This is a genomic window from Catenovulum maritimum, from assembly GCF_001050375.1.
GTDB lineage: Bacteria > Pseudomonadota > Gammaproteobacteria > Enterobacterales > Alteromonadaceae > Catenovulum > Catenovulum maritimum.
On sequence record NZ_KQ130519.1, the window covers coordinates 1 to 15,729 of the forward strand.

Annotated in this window: 12 protein-coding genes and 1 tRNA gene; all 13 read right to left on the minus strand. The window is 40.2% G+C overall.

Annotation, left to right across the window (positions count from 1 at the left end; genetic code table 11):
- On the minus strand, positions 1-429 hold a 429-nt coding region (locus XM47_RS18440; RefSeq protein ID WP_048691307.1), incomplete at its 3' end, for a GTP-binding protein.
- A 44-nt stretch (positions 430-473) separates the two neighbouring features.
- The gene (gene fusA, locus XM47_RS18445) at positions 474-2,570 is read right to left on the minus strand and encodes an elongation factor G (RefSeq protein ID WP_048695921.1); all 2,097 of its coding nucleotides are present in this window, start codon (positions 2,568-2,570) and stop codon (positions 474-476) included.
- Positions 2,571-2,594: 24 nt separating this feature from the next.
- Positions 2,595-3,065: a 30S ribosomal protein S7 gene (gene rpsG / locus XM47_RS18450; protein ID WP_048695923.1), complete on the minus strand. Its 471-nt coding sequence runs from the start codon at positions 3,063-3,065 to the stop codon at positions 2,595-2,597.
- Between the two features lie 77 nt (positions 3,066-3,142).
- The gene (gene rpsL / locus XM47_RS18455) at positions 3,143-3,517 is read right to left on the minus strand and encodes a 30S ribosomal protein S12 (RefSeq protein ID WP_048695925.1); all 375 of its coding nucleotides are present in this window, start codon (positions 3,515-3,517) and stop codon (positions 3,143-3,145) included.
- Positions 3,518-3,659: 142 nt separating this feature from the next.
- Positions 3,660-7,880, minus strand: a complete 4,221-nt coding sequence (gene rpoC / locus XM47_RS18460; RefSeq protein WP_048695926.1) for a DNA-directed RNA polymerase subunit beta' — start codon at positions 7,878-7,880, stop codon at positions 3,660-3,662.
- Between the two features lie 74 nt (positions 7,881-7,954).
- Positions 7,955-11,983 (minus strand): DNA-directed RNA polymerase subunit beta, encoded by a 4,029-nt coding sequence (gene rpoB, locus XM47_RS18465; protein ID WP_048695928.1) that lies wholly within the window; start codon positions 11,981-11,983, stop codon positions 7,955-7,957.
- 182 nt (positions 11,984-12,165) lie between these two features.
- Positions 12,166-12,534, minus strand: a complete 369-nt coding sequence (gene rplL, locus XM47_RS18470; RefSeq protein WP_048695930.1) for a 50S ribosomal protein L7/L12 — start codon at positions 12,532-12,534, stop codon at positions 12,166-12,168.
- Between the two features lie 63 nt (positions 12,535-12,597).
- Positions 12,598-13,092: a 50S ribosomal protein L10 gene (rplJ, locus tag XM47_RS18475; RefSeq protein WP_048695932.1), complete on the minus strand. Its 495-nt coding sequence runs from the start codon at positions 13,090-13,092 to the stop codon at positions 12,598-12,600.
- Positions 13,093-13,354: 262 nt separating this feature from the next.
- Positions 13,355-14,059: a 50S ribosomal protein L1 gene (gene rplA, locus XM47_RS18480; protein ID WP_048695934.1), complete on the minus strand. Its 705-nt coding sequence runs from the start codon at positions 14,057-14,059 to the stop codon at positions 13,355-13,357.
- A 3-nt stretch (positions 14,060-14,062) separates the two neighbouring features.
- On the minus strand, positions 14,063-14,491 hold the full coding sequence (rplK, locus tag XM47_RS18485; protein WP_048695936.1) for a 50S ribosomal protein L11: 429 nt from the start codon (positions 14,489-14,491) through the stop codon (positions 14,063-14,065).
- A gap of 102 nt (positions 14,492-14,593) precedes the next feature.
- Entirely contained in the window at positions 14,594-15,136 is a 543-nt protein-coding gene (nusG, locus tag XM47_RS18490; protein WP_048695938.1) for a transcription termination/antitermination protein NusG, read from the minus strand.
- 3 nt (positions 15,137-15,139) lie between these two features.
- A complete protein-coding gene (gene secE / locus XM47_RS18495) occupies positions 15,140-15,520 on the minus strand; it encodes a preprotein translocase subunit SecE (RefSeq protein ID WP_048695939.1) in 381 nt (126 codons plus the stop codon).
- Between the two features lie 60 nt (positions 15,521-15,580).
- Positions 15,581-15,657 (minus strand) — tRNA-Trp (locus tag XM47_RS18500).
- Positions 15,658-15,729: the final 72 nt, after the last annotated feature.

The window sequence follows — 15,729 nt, forward strand, 5'->3', positions numbered from 1 at the left end:
ATCATCTACCATGTCACATTTGTTCATGAATACGATGATGTAAGGTACACCAACCTGACGTGATAACAAGATGTGCTCACGTGTTTGTGGCATTGGGCCGTCTGCAGCTGATACTACTAAGATAGCACCATCCATTTGAGCAGCACCAGTAATCATGTTTTTAACATAATCCGCGTGTCCAGGACAATCTACGTGTGCGTAGTGACGGATTGGCGTGTCATACTCAACGTGTGAAGTATTGATTGTGATACCGCGCTCACGCTCTTCTGGAGCATTATCGATTGATGCGAAATCTTTAGCTTCACCACCGTGTACTTTTGCAAGTACAGTAGAGATTGCTGCTGTTAAAGTTGTTTTACCGTGGTCAACGTGTCCAATTGTACCAACGTTGACGTGCGGTTTCGTACGTTCAAATTTTTCTTTAGCCACTTTAAAGTACCTTTTTTAGAATGGTCACACAAAGACCAAATTTACTATTTACGAGATTCGATTATTTTGTCTGCAACACTCTTAGAAGCTTCTGAGTAATTCAAAAACTCCATAGAATAAGATGCTCGACCTTGTGTTTGTGAACGCAAATCAGTTGCATACCCAAACATTTCGGCTAATGGAACTTTGGCTTTAACAATTTTAATGCCGCCAATACCATCATCCATGCCATCTATCATACCGCGACGACGATTTAAATCACCAACAACGTCACCCATGAAGTCTTCAGGTGTTGTCACCTCAACTTTCATAGTCGGTTCTAATAAAACAGGTGATGCTTGTTCACAACCGTTTCTAAAACCAATCGACCCTGCAATTTTAAACGCCATTTCGTTAGAGTCAACATCATGGAAAGAACCATCAAATAATGTTGCTTTTACATCGAGTACTGGATATCCAGCTAAAACACCCGATTGCATTTGTTCTTGAATACCTTTGTCTACAGATGGGATGTATTCTTTTGGAATAGCACCACCAACAACTTCGTTGACAAACTGATATCCAGCCCCTTCTTCAAGCGGCTCTACCCTTAACCATACATGACCATATTGGCCACGGCCACCAGATTGGCGCACAAATTTACCTTCGACTTCAACACTTGAACGAATCGTTTCACGGTAAGCTACTTGCGGGTTACCCACATTAGCATCTACTTTGAACTCGCGTTTCATGCGGTCGACAATAATATCTAAGTGCAATTCACCCATACCAGAAATGATGGTTTGACCCGTTTCTTGATCGGTTTCAACTTTAAATGAAGGATCTTCTGCAGCTAATTTACCTAAAGCAATACCCATTTTTTCTTGGTCTGCTTGAGTTTTAGGTTCAACAGCAACAGAAATAACAGGCTCTGGAAACTCCATGCGTTCAAGCGTAATAATACGACTCGGATCACACAAAGTATCACCTGTTGTCACATCTTTAAGGCCAACTGCGGCAGCGATATCACCAGCTCTAACTTCTTTAATTTCTTCACGGTTATTAGCATGCATTTGAACGATACGTCCAAAACGTTCACGCTTAGATTTAACTGGGTTATAAACAGCATCACCTGTATTTACCAAACCAGAATAGACTCTAAAGAAAGTTAAAGTACCAACAAATGGATCAGTTGCAATTTTGAATGCAAGCGCAGCAAAAGGTTCGTTATCGTCCGCAGGACGCTCACCTTCACTTTCATCTTCATTGATACCTTTAATAGCTGGCACATCAATAGGTGCAGGCATATATTCTACAACCGCATCTAAAACCGCTTGTACACCTTTGTTCTTAAATGCAGAACCAACCGTACACAAAACGATTTCATTTGCCAACGTACGTTGACGTAATGCAGCTTTTATTTCTTGTTCAGTTAAAACATCGCCTTCGAGGTATTTATCCATTAAGGCATCATCAGCTTCAGCCGCTGCTTCAATTAATTTTTCACGCCATTCTTCAGCTTCATCCTGCATATCTGCCGGAATTTCCTGATATTCGAATGAAGTACCTTGATCGGCTTCACTCCAATTAATCGCTTTCATCTTAATTAAATCAACAACACCAGCGAAATTATCTTCAGCACCTATAGGTAGCTGAATTGGGACTGGAGTCGCATTTAGGCGGTCTTCAATTTGTTGTACAACCGCTAAAAAATCAGCGCCTGTTCTATCCATCTTATTGACAAATACGATTCTAGGAACCTGGTATTTGTCAGCTTGACGCCAAACAGTTTCTGATTGCGGTTGAACACCTGAAGAAGCACAAAAAACCACAACCGCACCATCTAGCACACGTAATGAACGCTCTACTTCAATCGTAAAGTCTACGTGTCCAGGGGTATCGATTATGTTAATTCTGTGCTCATCAAACTGGGCATCCATCCCACGCCAAAAGGTTGTTGTAGCTGCTGATGTAATTGTAATACCACGTTCTTGCTCTTGTTCCATCCAGTCCATAGTGGCAGCGCCATCATGAACTTCACCAATTCGGTGTGATAGACCAGTATAAAATAATACCCGCTCAGTAGTTGTAGTTTTACCTGCATCTACGTGTGCACATATTCCGATATTACGATAACGCTCAATAGGCGTTTTACGAGCCACAATAAATATCCTCTTAGATTATTCTTACCAACGGTAATGTGCGAATGCTTTATTAGCTTCAGCCATACGGTGAACGTCTTCACGTTTCTTAACCGCAGAGCCTTTGTTTTCTGCTGCATCAATAATTTCAGCAGCAAGGCGAGCAGCCATTGATTTTTCACCACGCTTACGAGCAGCATCAACCAACCAACGCATACCTAACGCGTTACGACGCACTGGGCGTACTTCTACAGGAACTTGATAAGTAGAACCACCAACACGACGAGATTTAACCTCTACAGAAGGACGAACATTGTCTAATGCAACTTCAAAAACATCTAAATGCTCTTTAGTTGATTTTTCTGCAGCGATATCAAGTGCGCCATAAACGATTGCTTCGGCAGTTGATTTTTTACCGTCTAACATGACGATATTGACGAATTTTGCTAATAGTTCACTTTTGAACTTAGGATCTGGTAGGATTTTGCGCTGTCCTACGACTCTTCTTCTTGGCATCTCAATTCTCCAATTTTTCAGGGGTTACCCAAAACTTAAAATTTAAATTTGCTTGGCCTTACTCTTATCGGAGTGAGTTAAGCTTTTGGTCTCTTAGCACCGTATTTAGAACGGCCTTGTCTACGCTTAGTTACGCCAGCGCAATCTAGAGAACCACGAACAGTGTGATAACGCACACCTGGTAAATCTTTAACACGACCACCACGAATAAGAACAACACTGTGCTCTTGCAAGTTGTGACCTTCACCACCAATGTATGAAGTAACTTCAAAGCCATTAGTTAAACGAACACGACATACTTTACGTAATGCTGAGTTAGGTTTTTTTGGTGTAGTAGTATAAACACGAGTACATACACCGCGACGCTGTGGGCAAGCTTCTAATGCAGGAACGTTACTTTTAACGATCTGCTTTACACGAGGCTTACGCACGAGCTGGTTAATAGTTGCCATTAACTGCTCCAGTTTTTTTAGCTGTAAAATGAAAAATCCGCGCTCCGAAAATTCGAAGCCGCGGAATTTTATAGGTCAAAGATTAAACTGTCAATCAAAGAGTGAGTTAGTAGTCTAAAACTACTAACTTTTTGCTTTGAGCTTAGTCTTCGTTTGATGAAATATCGGCATTTAATGCATCAGTAAGTGCTTTTTCAGCATCATCAGCGGTAACTGATGTTTCTGCAAAACCTTGTGCTGCTTTAATGCGTTTTTCAAAACGTTTTTGGTGATACGCGAAACCTGTACCTGCTGGAATTAATCGACCAACAATTACATTTTCTTTCAAGCCTCTAAGCTCATCTTTCTTACCACCAACCGCAGCTTCTGTTAAGACACGAGTCGTTTCTTGGAAAGATGCTGCTGAGATAAATGACTCAGTAGAAAGCGATGCTTTAGTAATACCAAGTAATTGGTATTCATATGTAGCAGGTTGCTTGTCTTGAGCAATTAACTCACGGTTAGCAATATTTACAGAAGCAACTTCTGCTTGCTCACCAGCTAAGAATGACGTATCGCCACTTGATGTGATTTCACACTTACGAAGCATTTGACGAACAATTGCTTCAATGTGCTTATCATTAATTTTTACACCTTGTAGACGGTATACATCTTGAACTTCGTTAACTATGTAGTTACAAACTTCTAATGTACCACGCAAGCGTAAGATATCATGTGGAGACTCAGGGCCATCCGCGATAACTTCACCTTTGTATACTTGCTCACCTTCGAACACGTTAAGTTGACGCCATTTAGGGATCATCTCTTCATGTTGTACGCCATCTTCACCTGTGATGATTAAACGACGCTTACCTTTAGTTTCTTTACCGAAACTAACTGCACCAGATTTTTCAGCAAGAATAGCTGGATCTTTTGGCTTACGAGCTTCAAATAAGTCAGCAACTCGAGGAAGACCACCGGTAATATCACGAGTTTTTGAACTCTCTTGTGGGATACGTGCTATCGAGTCACCACTATTTACCGTTGAACCATCTTCGATATTAACTAAAGCACTACCTGGTAATAAATATTGAGCTGGCATATCAGTACCACTCATATTTACCGCGTTGCCTTTGTCGTCTAATAGACGAATTGCAGGACGCATCTCTTTACCAGCAGACGTACGATCTTTAGGATCGATAACTACTAAGCTTGATAAACCAGTTAATTCATCAGTTTGACGTGTGATAGTCACACCTTCAATCATATCTGTGAATTGAACTTTACCCGCAACCTCTGTGATGATTGGATGCGTGTGCGGATCCCAGTTAGCAACTATGTCGCCACCTTTAACCGCATCATTATCAGCTTTATTTAAGACTGCACCATAAGGTAATTTGTAACGCTCTTTTTGACGACCTTGCTCATCAATTACCACTAATTCACTTGAACGAGAAGTAATTACTAGGTTGCCGTCTGAGTTTGTTACATATTTAGCTTTATTTAACTTAACAGAACCATCAGTTTTAACTTGGATGCTGTTTTCAGCTGACGCTCTAGATGCCGCACCACCGATGTGGAATGTACGCATGGTTAACTGTGTACCTGGTTCACCAATCGATTGAGCAGCGATAACACCAACTGCTTCACCTTGGTTAATCAAGTGACCGCGCGCTAAGTCACGTCCGTAACAGTTAGCACAAACACCAAAGTCATTATCACAAGTGATTACAGAGCGAACTTTAACTTCATCAACTGAGTTAGCTTCTAACACATCACACAAGCCTTCGTCGATCATTACGTTACGCTCAACCAATACTTCTTCAGTACCTGGTTTTAATACGTCTTCCGCAACAACACGACCTAGAACTCGTTCGCGTAATGGTTCTACAACGTCACCACCTTCAACTAATGGACGCATCACAGTACCGTTTTCAGTACCACAATCAACACCCATTACAACCATATCTTGTGCAACGTCAACTAAACGACGAGTTAGATAACCCGAGTTAGCTGTTTTAAGTGCCGTATCAGCCAAACCTTTACGCGCACCGTGAGTTGAGATGAAGTACTGAAGTACGTTCAAGCCTTCACGGAAGTTTGCGATAATTGGCGTTTCGATGATTGAACCATCTGGCTTAGCCATTAGACCACGCATACCAGCTAACTGACGAATCTGAGCCGGGCTACCACGAGCACCGGAATCGGCCATCATGTAGATAGAGTTGAAGCTTGGTTGCTCTTCCTCTTCACCTTTAGCGTTTACAACCGTTTCTTTAGACAAATTGTCCATCATTGATTTAGCAACACGTTCGTTTGCATTTGACCAAATATCAATGATTTTATTGTATTTCTCACCAGCCGTAACAAGACCCGATTGGAATTGCTCTTGAATTTCAGAAACTTCGGCTTCTGCTTCAGCTACAATTTCTTTCTTCGCATCAGGGATAACCATGTCATCAATACCAACTGACGCACCAGATAACATAGCGTAGTGGAAACCTGTATACATGATTTGGTCAGCAAAGATAACTGTCGGTTTCAAACCAAGTTGACGATATGAAGTATTTAACAAACGTGAAATTTGTTTCTTACCCATAGCTTGGTTGATAATATCGAAAGACATACCTTCTGGTAAAATCAAAGAAAGAATTGCACGACCAGCAGTCGTATCGACGATGCGAGTAGCAACTTCTTTTTCGCCAGCTTCGTTCGTTGACGTTTCAGTGATTCTTACTTTAACTCGGCTGTGTAATTCTACATTGCCGGTTCTGTATGCTTTTTCAGCTTCTTTCGGATCTTTAAATACTGTGCCTTCACCTAAGCCGTTTATTTTGTCGCGAGTCATATAATATAGACCCAAGACAACGTCTTGAGATGGAACAATAATCGGCTCACCATTCGCAGGTGATAAGATATTGTTTGTCGACATCATTAACGCACGAGCTTCTAATTGAGCTTCTAGAGTTAATGGTACGTGAACCGCCATTTGGTCACCATCGAAGTCAGCGTTATAAGCCGCACAAACTAATGGGTGTAAATGGATAGCTTTACCTTCAATTAGAACAGGTTCAAATGCTTGAATACCTAATCTGTGAAGTGTAGGTGCACGGTTAAGTAATACTGGATGTTCACGAATTACTTCGTCTAATACATCCCATACTTCTGCCGCTTCACGCTCAACTAATTTCTTAGCTGCTTTAATCGTTGTCGCTAGACCACGTAATTCTAGTTTACCGTAGATGAATGGCTTGAATAACTCTAAAGCCATTTTCTTAGGTAAACCACATTGGTGTAAACGTAAAGTAGGACCAACAGTGATAACAGAACGGCCAGAGTAGTCAACACGCTTACCAAGTAAGTTTTGACGGAATCGACCTTGCTTACCTTTGATCATGTCAGCAAGTGATTTTAATGGACGCTTGTTTGAACCTGTAATAGCTCGACCACGACGACCGTTATCTAATAATGCATCAACAGACTCTTGTAGCATACGTTTTTCATTACGTACGATAATATCAGGCGCTGCTAAGTCTAATAGACGTTTTAAACGGTTGTTACGGTTGATAACACGACGATATAAATCATTCAGATCTGAAGTCGCGAAACGGCCACCATCTAGAGGTACTAACGGACGTAAATCAGGTGGTAATACAGGTAAAACTGTTAATATCATCCACTCTGGGTTGTTGCCTGACTCATGGAATGCTTCCATTAACTTCAAACGTTTTGTTATTTTTTTACGTTTTGTTTCAGAGTTAATTTCTGGCAATTCTTCACGCATAATTTTGATTTGCTCAGCAAGATCAATTTCGCGTAATAAGTCTAAAATAGCTTCAGCACCCATTTTAGCTTCAAATTCGTCACCGTATTCTTCAAGTGCGTCTAGGTAAGCTTCTTCATTTAATAATGAGCTACGCTCTAAAGAAGTCATACCAGGCTCTGTTACAACGAATGATTCGAAATAAAGTACACGTTCAATATCACGTAATGTCATATCTAACATTAAGCCAATTCTTGACGGTAATGATTTTAAGAACCAAATATGTGCAACTGGGCTAGCTAGTTCGATGTGACCCATACGTTCACGACGAACTTTAGTTAATGTAACTTCAACGCCACATTTTTCACAAATAACACCACGATGTTTTAAACGCTTGTATTTACCACACAAACATTCGTAATCTTTAACTGGGCCGAAAATACGAGCACAGAAAAGACCATCACGTTCTGGTTTAAATGTACGATAGTTAATTGTTTCTGGCTTTTTAACTTCACCAAAAGACCATGATCTAATCATATCTGGCGATGCTAAGCCGATACGAATATTGTCAAATTCTTCAGTTTTGTTCTGCTGCTTGAGAAACTTTAGTAAGTCTTTCACGCTATATCCTCACTAGGAGTTAAAATATAGTACCGCAAACTAAGTTGCGGTACTCGCCTAAGCCGTTGAAGGTTTTACTCTTCTTCTAACTCTATGTTGATGCCTAAAGAGCGAATCTCTTTCAACAATACGTTGAATGATTCTGGCATTCCAGGTTCCATTGTATGGTTACCATCAACAATGTTCTTATACATCTTAGTACGACCATTAACGTCATCAGACTTAACAGTTAACATTTCTTGTAGAGTATAAGAAGCACCGTAAGCTTCTAGTGCCCAAACTTCCATCTCACCGAAGCGTTGACCACCGAATTGTGCTTTACCACCTAACGGTTGCTGTGTAACTAAGCTGTAAGAACCAGTAGAACGTGCATGCATTTTGTCATCAACTAAGTGATTTAGTTTAAGCATGTACATGTAACCAACAGTTACTTTACGTTCAAATTCATTACCAGTACGACCGTCAAATAATTGAACTTGACCGCTTGCTGGTAAATCAGCTAATTCTAATAATGCTTTAATTTCACTTTCAACAGCACCATCAAATACAGGTGTCGCAATTGGTAAACCTTTCTTAAGATGAGTCGCTAAACGAATAACTTCTTCATCTGTAAAGCTTGCAATATCAACATTTTGTCTTGAATCACCAACGTTATATACATCTTGTAAGTAGTTTCTTAACTCATGTATTTCACGTTGTTGCTGTAACATTTTGTTGATCTTATGACCAACGCCACGTGCAGCCGCACCTAAGTGAGTTTCCAAGATTTGTCCCACGTTCATTCGAGATGGTACACCTAATGGATTCAATACGATATCTACCGGATCACCGTTTTCATCGTAAGGCATGTCTTCAACTGGTAATATTGTAGAGATAACACCCTTATTACCATGACGACCAGCCATTTTATCACCAGGTTGAATATGACGTTTAACCGCTAAATAAACCTTAACAATTTTTAACACGCCTGGTGCTAGATCATCACCTTGGATAATCTTGTTACGTTTAATTTCAAGTTTCTTGTCGAATTCAGCTTTTAACTCTTCATACTGTTCAGCAATTTGCTCTAACTCAGCTTGTTGATCTTCATCAGCTAAGTTTTGAGTTAACCATCTTGCTTTATCTAAAGAGTCTAAAGTTGCGTCATCAAAACCAGCACGAATTAACACACTGCGAGCTCTTGAGAATACACCTTCTTCAAACATAGACATTTCAGTTGCTAAATCTTTCTTAACTTCTGCAACTTGCATATGTTCAATTTCTTTAGCACGTTTGTCTTTTTCAACACCATCACGTGTAAATACTTGAACGTCAATTACTGTACCGACAACTGAGTTTGGTACGCGTAATGAACTGTCTTTAACGTCAGAAGCTTTCTCACCGAAGATAGCTCTTAGTAGTTTCTCTTCAGGTGTTAATTGGGTTTCACCTTTAGGGGTTACTTTACCAACTAATATATCGCCGCCTTTAACTTCAGCACCAATATAAACAACACCTGATTCATCTAATTTAGATAATGCAGACTCACCAACATTAGGGATATCAGAAGTAATCTCTTCTGGACCTAATTTAGTATCACGAGCAATACAACTTAATTCTTGAATGTGAATCGTTGTTAATCTGTCTTCTTGAACAACACGCTCAGAAACCAACATCGAATCCTCGAAGTTGTAACCATTCCAAGGCATGAATGCGATACGCATGTTTTGACCAAGTGCTAGTTCACCTAAATCTGTAGATGGACCATCAGCTAACACGTCACCACGAACAACTGGAATACCCATTTCAACCGTTGGTTTTTGGTTGATACATGTATTTTGGTTTGAACGCGTGTATTTAGTTAAGTTGTAGATATCAATACCGGCTTCACCAGGTACAGTCTCTTCTTCATTAACTTTAACAACAATGCGGCTTGCATCTACGTAGTCGATAACACCACCACGTTTAGCAACAACAGTTACACCTGAGTCAACCGCAACGGTTTTCTCAACACCAGTACCAACTAAAGGCTTATCAGCTTTTAAAGTAGGTACAGCTTGACGTTGCATGTTTGAACCCATTAATGCACGGTTAGCATCATCGTGTTCTAAGAATGGGATTAAGCTAGCAGCAACAGAAACGATTTGTTGTGGTGCAACATCCATATATTGCACAGATTCAGAGCTCATAGCTGTAAAGTCATTTTTATAACGACAATCAACTAAGTCACCTAATAAATGGTTATTTTCATCAACTGGTACATTTGATTGAGCGATAACATAGTTACCTTCTTCAATCGCAGATAAGTACTCAATCTCTTCAGTTACTAAACCATCTACTACTTTTCTATACGGTGTTTCTAAGAAACCATAGTCATTAGTACGCGCATAGCTTGCCAATGAGTTGATCAAACCGATGTTTGGTCCCTCTGGCGTTTCGATTGGACATAAACGACCGTAGTGAGTTGGATGTACGTCACGTACTTCGAAACCAGCTCGCTCACGAGTTAAACCGCCCGGACCTAATGCTGAGATACGACGTTTATGAGTTACTTCAGATAATGGATTATTTTGATCCATGAACTGAGATAACTGGCTCGAGCCAAAGTATTCTTTAACTGCAGCAGAAATAGGCTTAGCGTTAATTAAATCTTGAGGTGTAATATTATCTAAATCACCTAAGCTTAAACGCTCTTTAACTGCACGTTCAACACGAACTAAACCAACGCGGAATTGGTTTTCAGCCATTTCACCAACACTTCGGATACGTCTGTTACCTAAGTGATCGATATCATCAACTTCACCTTTACCGTCACGAATGTCGATCAAGGTTTTCATTACGTCTATAATATCTTGGTTTGATAAAGTGCCTTCGCCTGTCTCGTCTTCACGATTAACACGACGATTAAACTTCATACGACCTACGCTAGATAAATCATAACGCTCACCGTTGAAGAATAAATTCTCAAATAAACCTTCAGCTGCATCTTTTGTTGGTGGCTCACCAGGACGCATCATACGATAGATTTCAACTAATGCTTCTAAACGGTTTGTTGTAGAGTCTACACGCAAAGTATCTGAAATATATGAACCATGCTCTAAATCATTGATATATAATGTTTCAATAACTTTGTGGCCGGCTTTACTTAGTTCAGCTAGTAACTCTAGTGTAATTTCAGAGTTTGCTTCTGCAACCACTTCACCAGTTGATTCATCAACATAAGTTTTGCGAGTTACTTTACCCACTAAGTATTCAATAGGTACTTGAATTTCAGTTACATTTGATTTTGTTAACTGACGAACATGGCGAGCCGTAATACGTCTACCTTGTTCTACAATTACATCACCATCTGCACCTTTCAAATCGAAAGCTGCTGTTTCACCCAATAAACGCTCTGGAATTAATTCCATTGAACATTCACCAGCTTTAATTTCAAAAGTAACTGAGTCGAAGAACATCTCAAGGATTTCTTCTGTTGAATACTCTAACGCTCTCAAAATGATAGTGGCAGGTAATTTACGACGTCTATCGATTCGGACAAATAAATTGTCTTTTGGATCAAACTCGAAATCTAACCAAGAACCACGGTAAGGGATAACGCGAGCATTATATAAAACTTTACCAGACGAGTGTGTTTTACCTTTATCATGATCAAAGAACACACCAGGAGAACGATGCAATTGAGATACAATTACACGCTCAGTACCATTGATAACAAAAGTACCGTTGTCCGTCATAAGCGGAATTTCGCCCATGTAAACTTCTTGTTCTTTGATGTCTTTGATTGTGCCAGCTGGCGCATCTTTATCATACAAAACAAGTCTGAGTTTTACACGCAATGGCGCAGAATATGTAACACCTCGGATTTGACATTCTTTAACATCAAATACGGGTTCACCTAGTTTGTAGCTAACATATTGAAGTTCCGAACTACCAGAATAACTAGCAATTGGAAATACTGAGCGGAATGCAGCTTCCAGCCCATACTGACCTTCAGGGTCAGCGTCAATGAATTTTCGGAAAGAGTCTAACTGGATGGAAAGTAAATACGGGACATCCAGAACCTGCGGACGCTTACCAAAATCCTTACGAATGCGTTTCTTTTCGGTATAAGAATAAGCCATGGGGTTCCTCAGCTTGCTGATTAAAAGATCTATCAAACACATCTTTATTGTTTGTCGATCTACAATCATGGTCGACTATATTTGAGCTCAATTTGCGCAGAGCTCCATAGCGCAAAAAGGCCGGTACTAAAAAGTACCAGCCTATGCCTTTTTACAAAGGCGAATAAACTGAAAAAATCAGCTTATTTAACTTCAACTTCAGCACCAGCTTCTTCTAAAGCTGCTTTAAGTGCTTCTGCTTCTTCTTTAGATACACCTTCTTTAATTGGAGCAGGTGCACCGTCAACTACTGCTTTAGCTTCTTTTAAGCCTAAGCCTGTTGCGCCACGTACAGCTTTGATAGCTGCAACTTTGTTACCGCCTGGAGCTTTAAGAATTACGTCGAATTCTGTTTGCTCTTCAGCAGCTTCACCAGCGCCAGCAGGACCAGCAACAGCAACAGCTGCAGCAGATACGCCGAATTTTTCTTCCATTGCAGATACTAATTCTACAACATCCATTACAGACATTTCTGCAATTGCTTCAATGATTTGGTCTTTAGTGATAGACATGACTCTAATCCTAATATATTAAATTTTTAACAATAATGAGCTAAGCTGCGGCTAATAAAATTATTAAGCTGCTGCTTCTTCTTTTTGATCGCGAACTGCTGCGATAGTACGTACAAGTTTGCCAGCTGCTGCTTCTTTCATGCAGTTCATCAACTTCGCTAAACCTTCTTCGTACGTTGGTAGTGATGCTAATAATTCAACATCAGCTACAGCACCTTCAAATGCCGCAGATTTAATTTCAAATTCTTTATTTGCTTTTGCGAAATCTTTTAAGATACGCGCAGCAGCACCTGGGTGCTCAGTAGAAAATGCAATTAAAGTAGGACCAACGAATGCTTCTTTCAAACATTCAAAGTCAGTACCTTCAACAGCACGTTTTGCTAAAGTATTACGGACAACTTGAAGTTGTACACCTGCTTCGCGAGCTTGTTTACGCAAAGCAGTCATATTACCTACAGCAACGCCACGTGCGTCAGCTACTACAGCAGAAAGTGCACCTTTGGCAGCTTCATTGACCTGAGCGACAATTTCTTTCTTGCCTGCGAGTCCTAATGCCATTAGTGTTACTCCTGGAATTCCTAGATAAATCTAGATTTCTAAATTACCCCAATCTAATACAAGTTGGGCATGATTTACGGATTAGGTCCAGAAGATTTTAAATTCTTCGAGGTTCCTTCACCGTCTACGTAGGTTTATTAAGCAAATCAAAAACTTACTAATCTGCCCCTACGGTCTCGGACGTGAGCCTTGCGGCACGACCTTAAATTTGGTCGCGCAGTTTAACTAAACTATGCGACCAAGTAAAGCTTTAGTTTATTTCTTAAGCTACAGTTGTATCAAGCGTTGCTTGATCAACTTCTACGCCTGCACCCATAGTAGTTGATAAACTAACTTTTTGGATGTACTGGCCTTTAGCTTGAGTTGGCTTAGCTTTTTTCAACGCAACTAATAATGCTTCTAAGTTTTGCTTAAGCGCTTCAGCTGTGAAATCTGCTTTACCAATTGTAGAATGGATAATACCATTCTTGTCGTTACGGTAACGTACTTGACCTGCTTTAGCTTGTTTAACAGCTTCTGCAACGTTAGGTGTAACTGTACCTGTCTTAGGGTTAGGCATTAAACCACGTGGACCTAAGATAGTACCTAATTGACCAACAACGCGCATTGCATCAGGAGAAGCAACAACTACGTCAAAGTTCATTTCGCCTTTCTTAACTTGTTCAGCTAAATCTTCCATACCAACTAAATCAGCACCAGCTTCTTTAGCAGCTTCTGCATTTGCACCTTGAGTGAATACAGCAACACGAACTGTACGGCCTGTACCATTTGGTAATACAGTTGCACCACGAACGTTTTGGTCAGATTTACGTGCATCTATGCCTAAATTAACAGCAACATCAACACTTTCAACAAATTTAGCAGTCGCAAATTCTTGCAATAAGCTTACAGCTTCTTCGATGCCGTATACTGATTCAGGATTTACTTTTTCACGAATTAAACGTGCTTTTTTAGATAACTTAGCCATTTCTTATCCCTCTACCGTTAAGCCCATGCTGCGTGCCGTACCTTCGATAGTACGTACCGCTGCATCCATATCAACTGCAGTTAGATCTGGCTCTTTAGTTTTAACGATTTCTTCAAGCTGAGCGCGAGTAACCGTACCAACTTTTTTAGTGTTTGGAGTACCAGAACCACTCTTAATACCTGCTGCTTTCTTTAATAAGAAAGACGCTGGCGGAGTTTTAGTTTCAAACGTGAATGATTTATCAGCATAAACTGTAATAACAACAGGAACTGGTGAGCCTTTTTCAATGCTATCTGTTTTTGCGTTGAACGCTTTACAGAATTCCATGATGTTAACACCTTGAGCACCAAGAGCTGGACCCACTGGTGGACTCGGATTTGCCATACCAGCTGCAACTTGCAACTTAACTAGGGCTTGTACTTTTTTAGCCATCTTAATATTACCTCAAAATAAAGGGTCAAACGCCTTGTAAGTGCGAGGACACCTACTCAATTGGCTTCCCAGAAATAAAGGACGCGGATTATAGATTAATCTTTACGCCTTTTCAACTTGTACAAATTCTAATTCAACAGGCGTAGAACGACCAAAGATTAGAACTGATACTTTTAAGCGACTTTTTTCGTAGTCAACTTCTTCAACTACGCCATTAAAGTCAGCAAATGGTCCATCACAAACTCGTACAACTTCACCCGGTTCGAATAAAGTTTTAGGACGTGGCTTGTCATGTGTTTCTTCAAGACGATTTAAAATCGCCATTGCTTCTTTTTCAGAAATAGGTGCTGGACGATCACTTGTCCCGCCGATAAACCCTAATACGCGCGGTGTGCTTTTAACTAAGTGCCAAGATTGATCATTCATGATCATTTGAACTAAAACGTAACCAGGGAAAAACTTACGTTCACTCTTGCGTTTTTGGCCACCACGCATTTCAACAACTTCTTCTTTAGGTACTAAAATTTCACCAAAGAATTCTTCCATGTTGTTTAATGCAATATGTTCTTTTAGAGTTGTTTCTACACGTCCTTCATATCCAGAGAACGCTTGAACAACATACCAACGTAACTTTGCTTCTGACATTGATTATATTTCCAATCCAGTTATAAATTTAACGACATACATTAATCCGCCATCAATAAGCCAAAGTAACAATGCCATGAATACAGTTGCGACTAATACAATAAGTGTCGTACGAACAGTTTCATCACGAGATGGCCATATAACCTTACGGACTTCAATTCGAGATTCTTTTGCAAAACTTAATGCGTCTTTACCTTTTGTTGTTTGAAAGGCAATTAAACCTGCTACTGCAACAGCAAAAACAACACCCAGAGCACGCCATAAAACAGACACTTGATCGGTATAATGCAAGTTACCATATATAGCAGCACCTAAAATACCAATAGTTAAAACCCACTTAACTATATCTAGTGGTGCTCCTTGTTTTTCTACATCAACGCTCATATTCTTACCTTTCTAAGAGTAACAGACAACAAAGCCCCGCCGAGGCGAGGTTTTAAAATTTGGCAGGGGTGGAGGGACTCGAACCCCCAACCATCGGTTTTGGAGACCGCTGTTCTACCAATTGGAACTACACCCCTAAATCTGTATTTTACAAAAACACAAAAGCCCCTCATCGGGGCTTTTATTTACTTTGAGTTAATTATTACTCA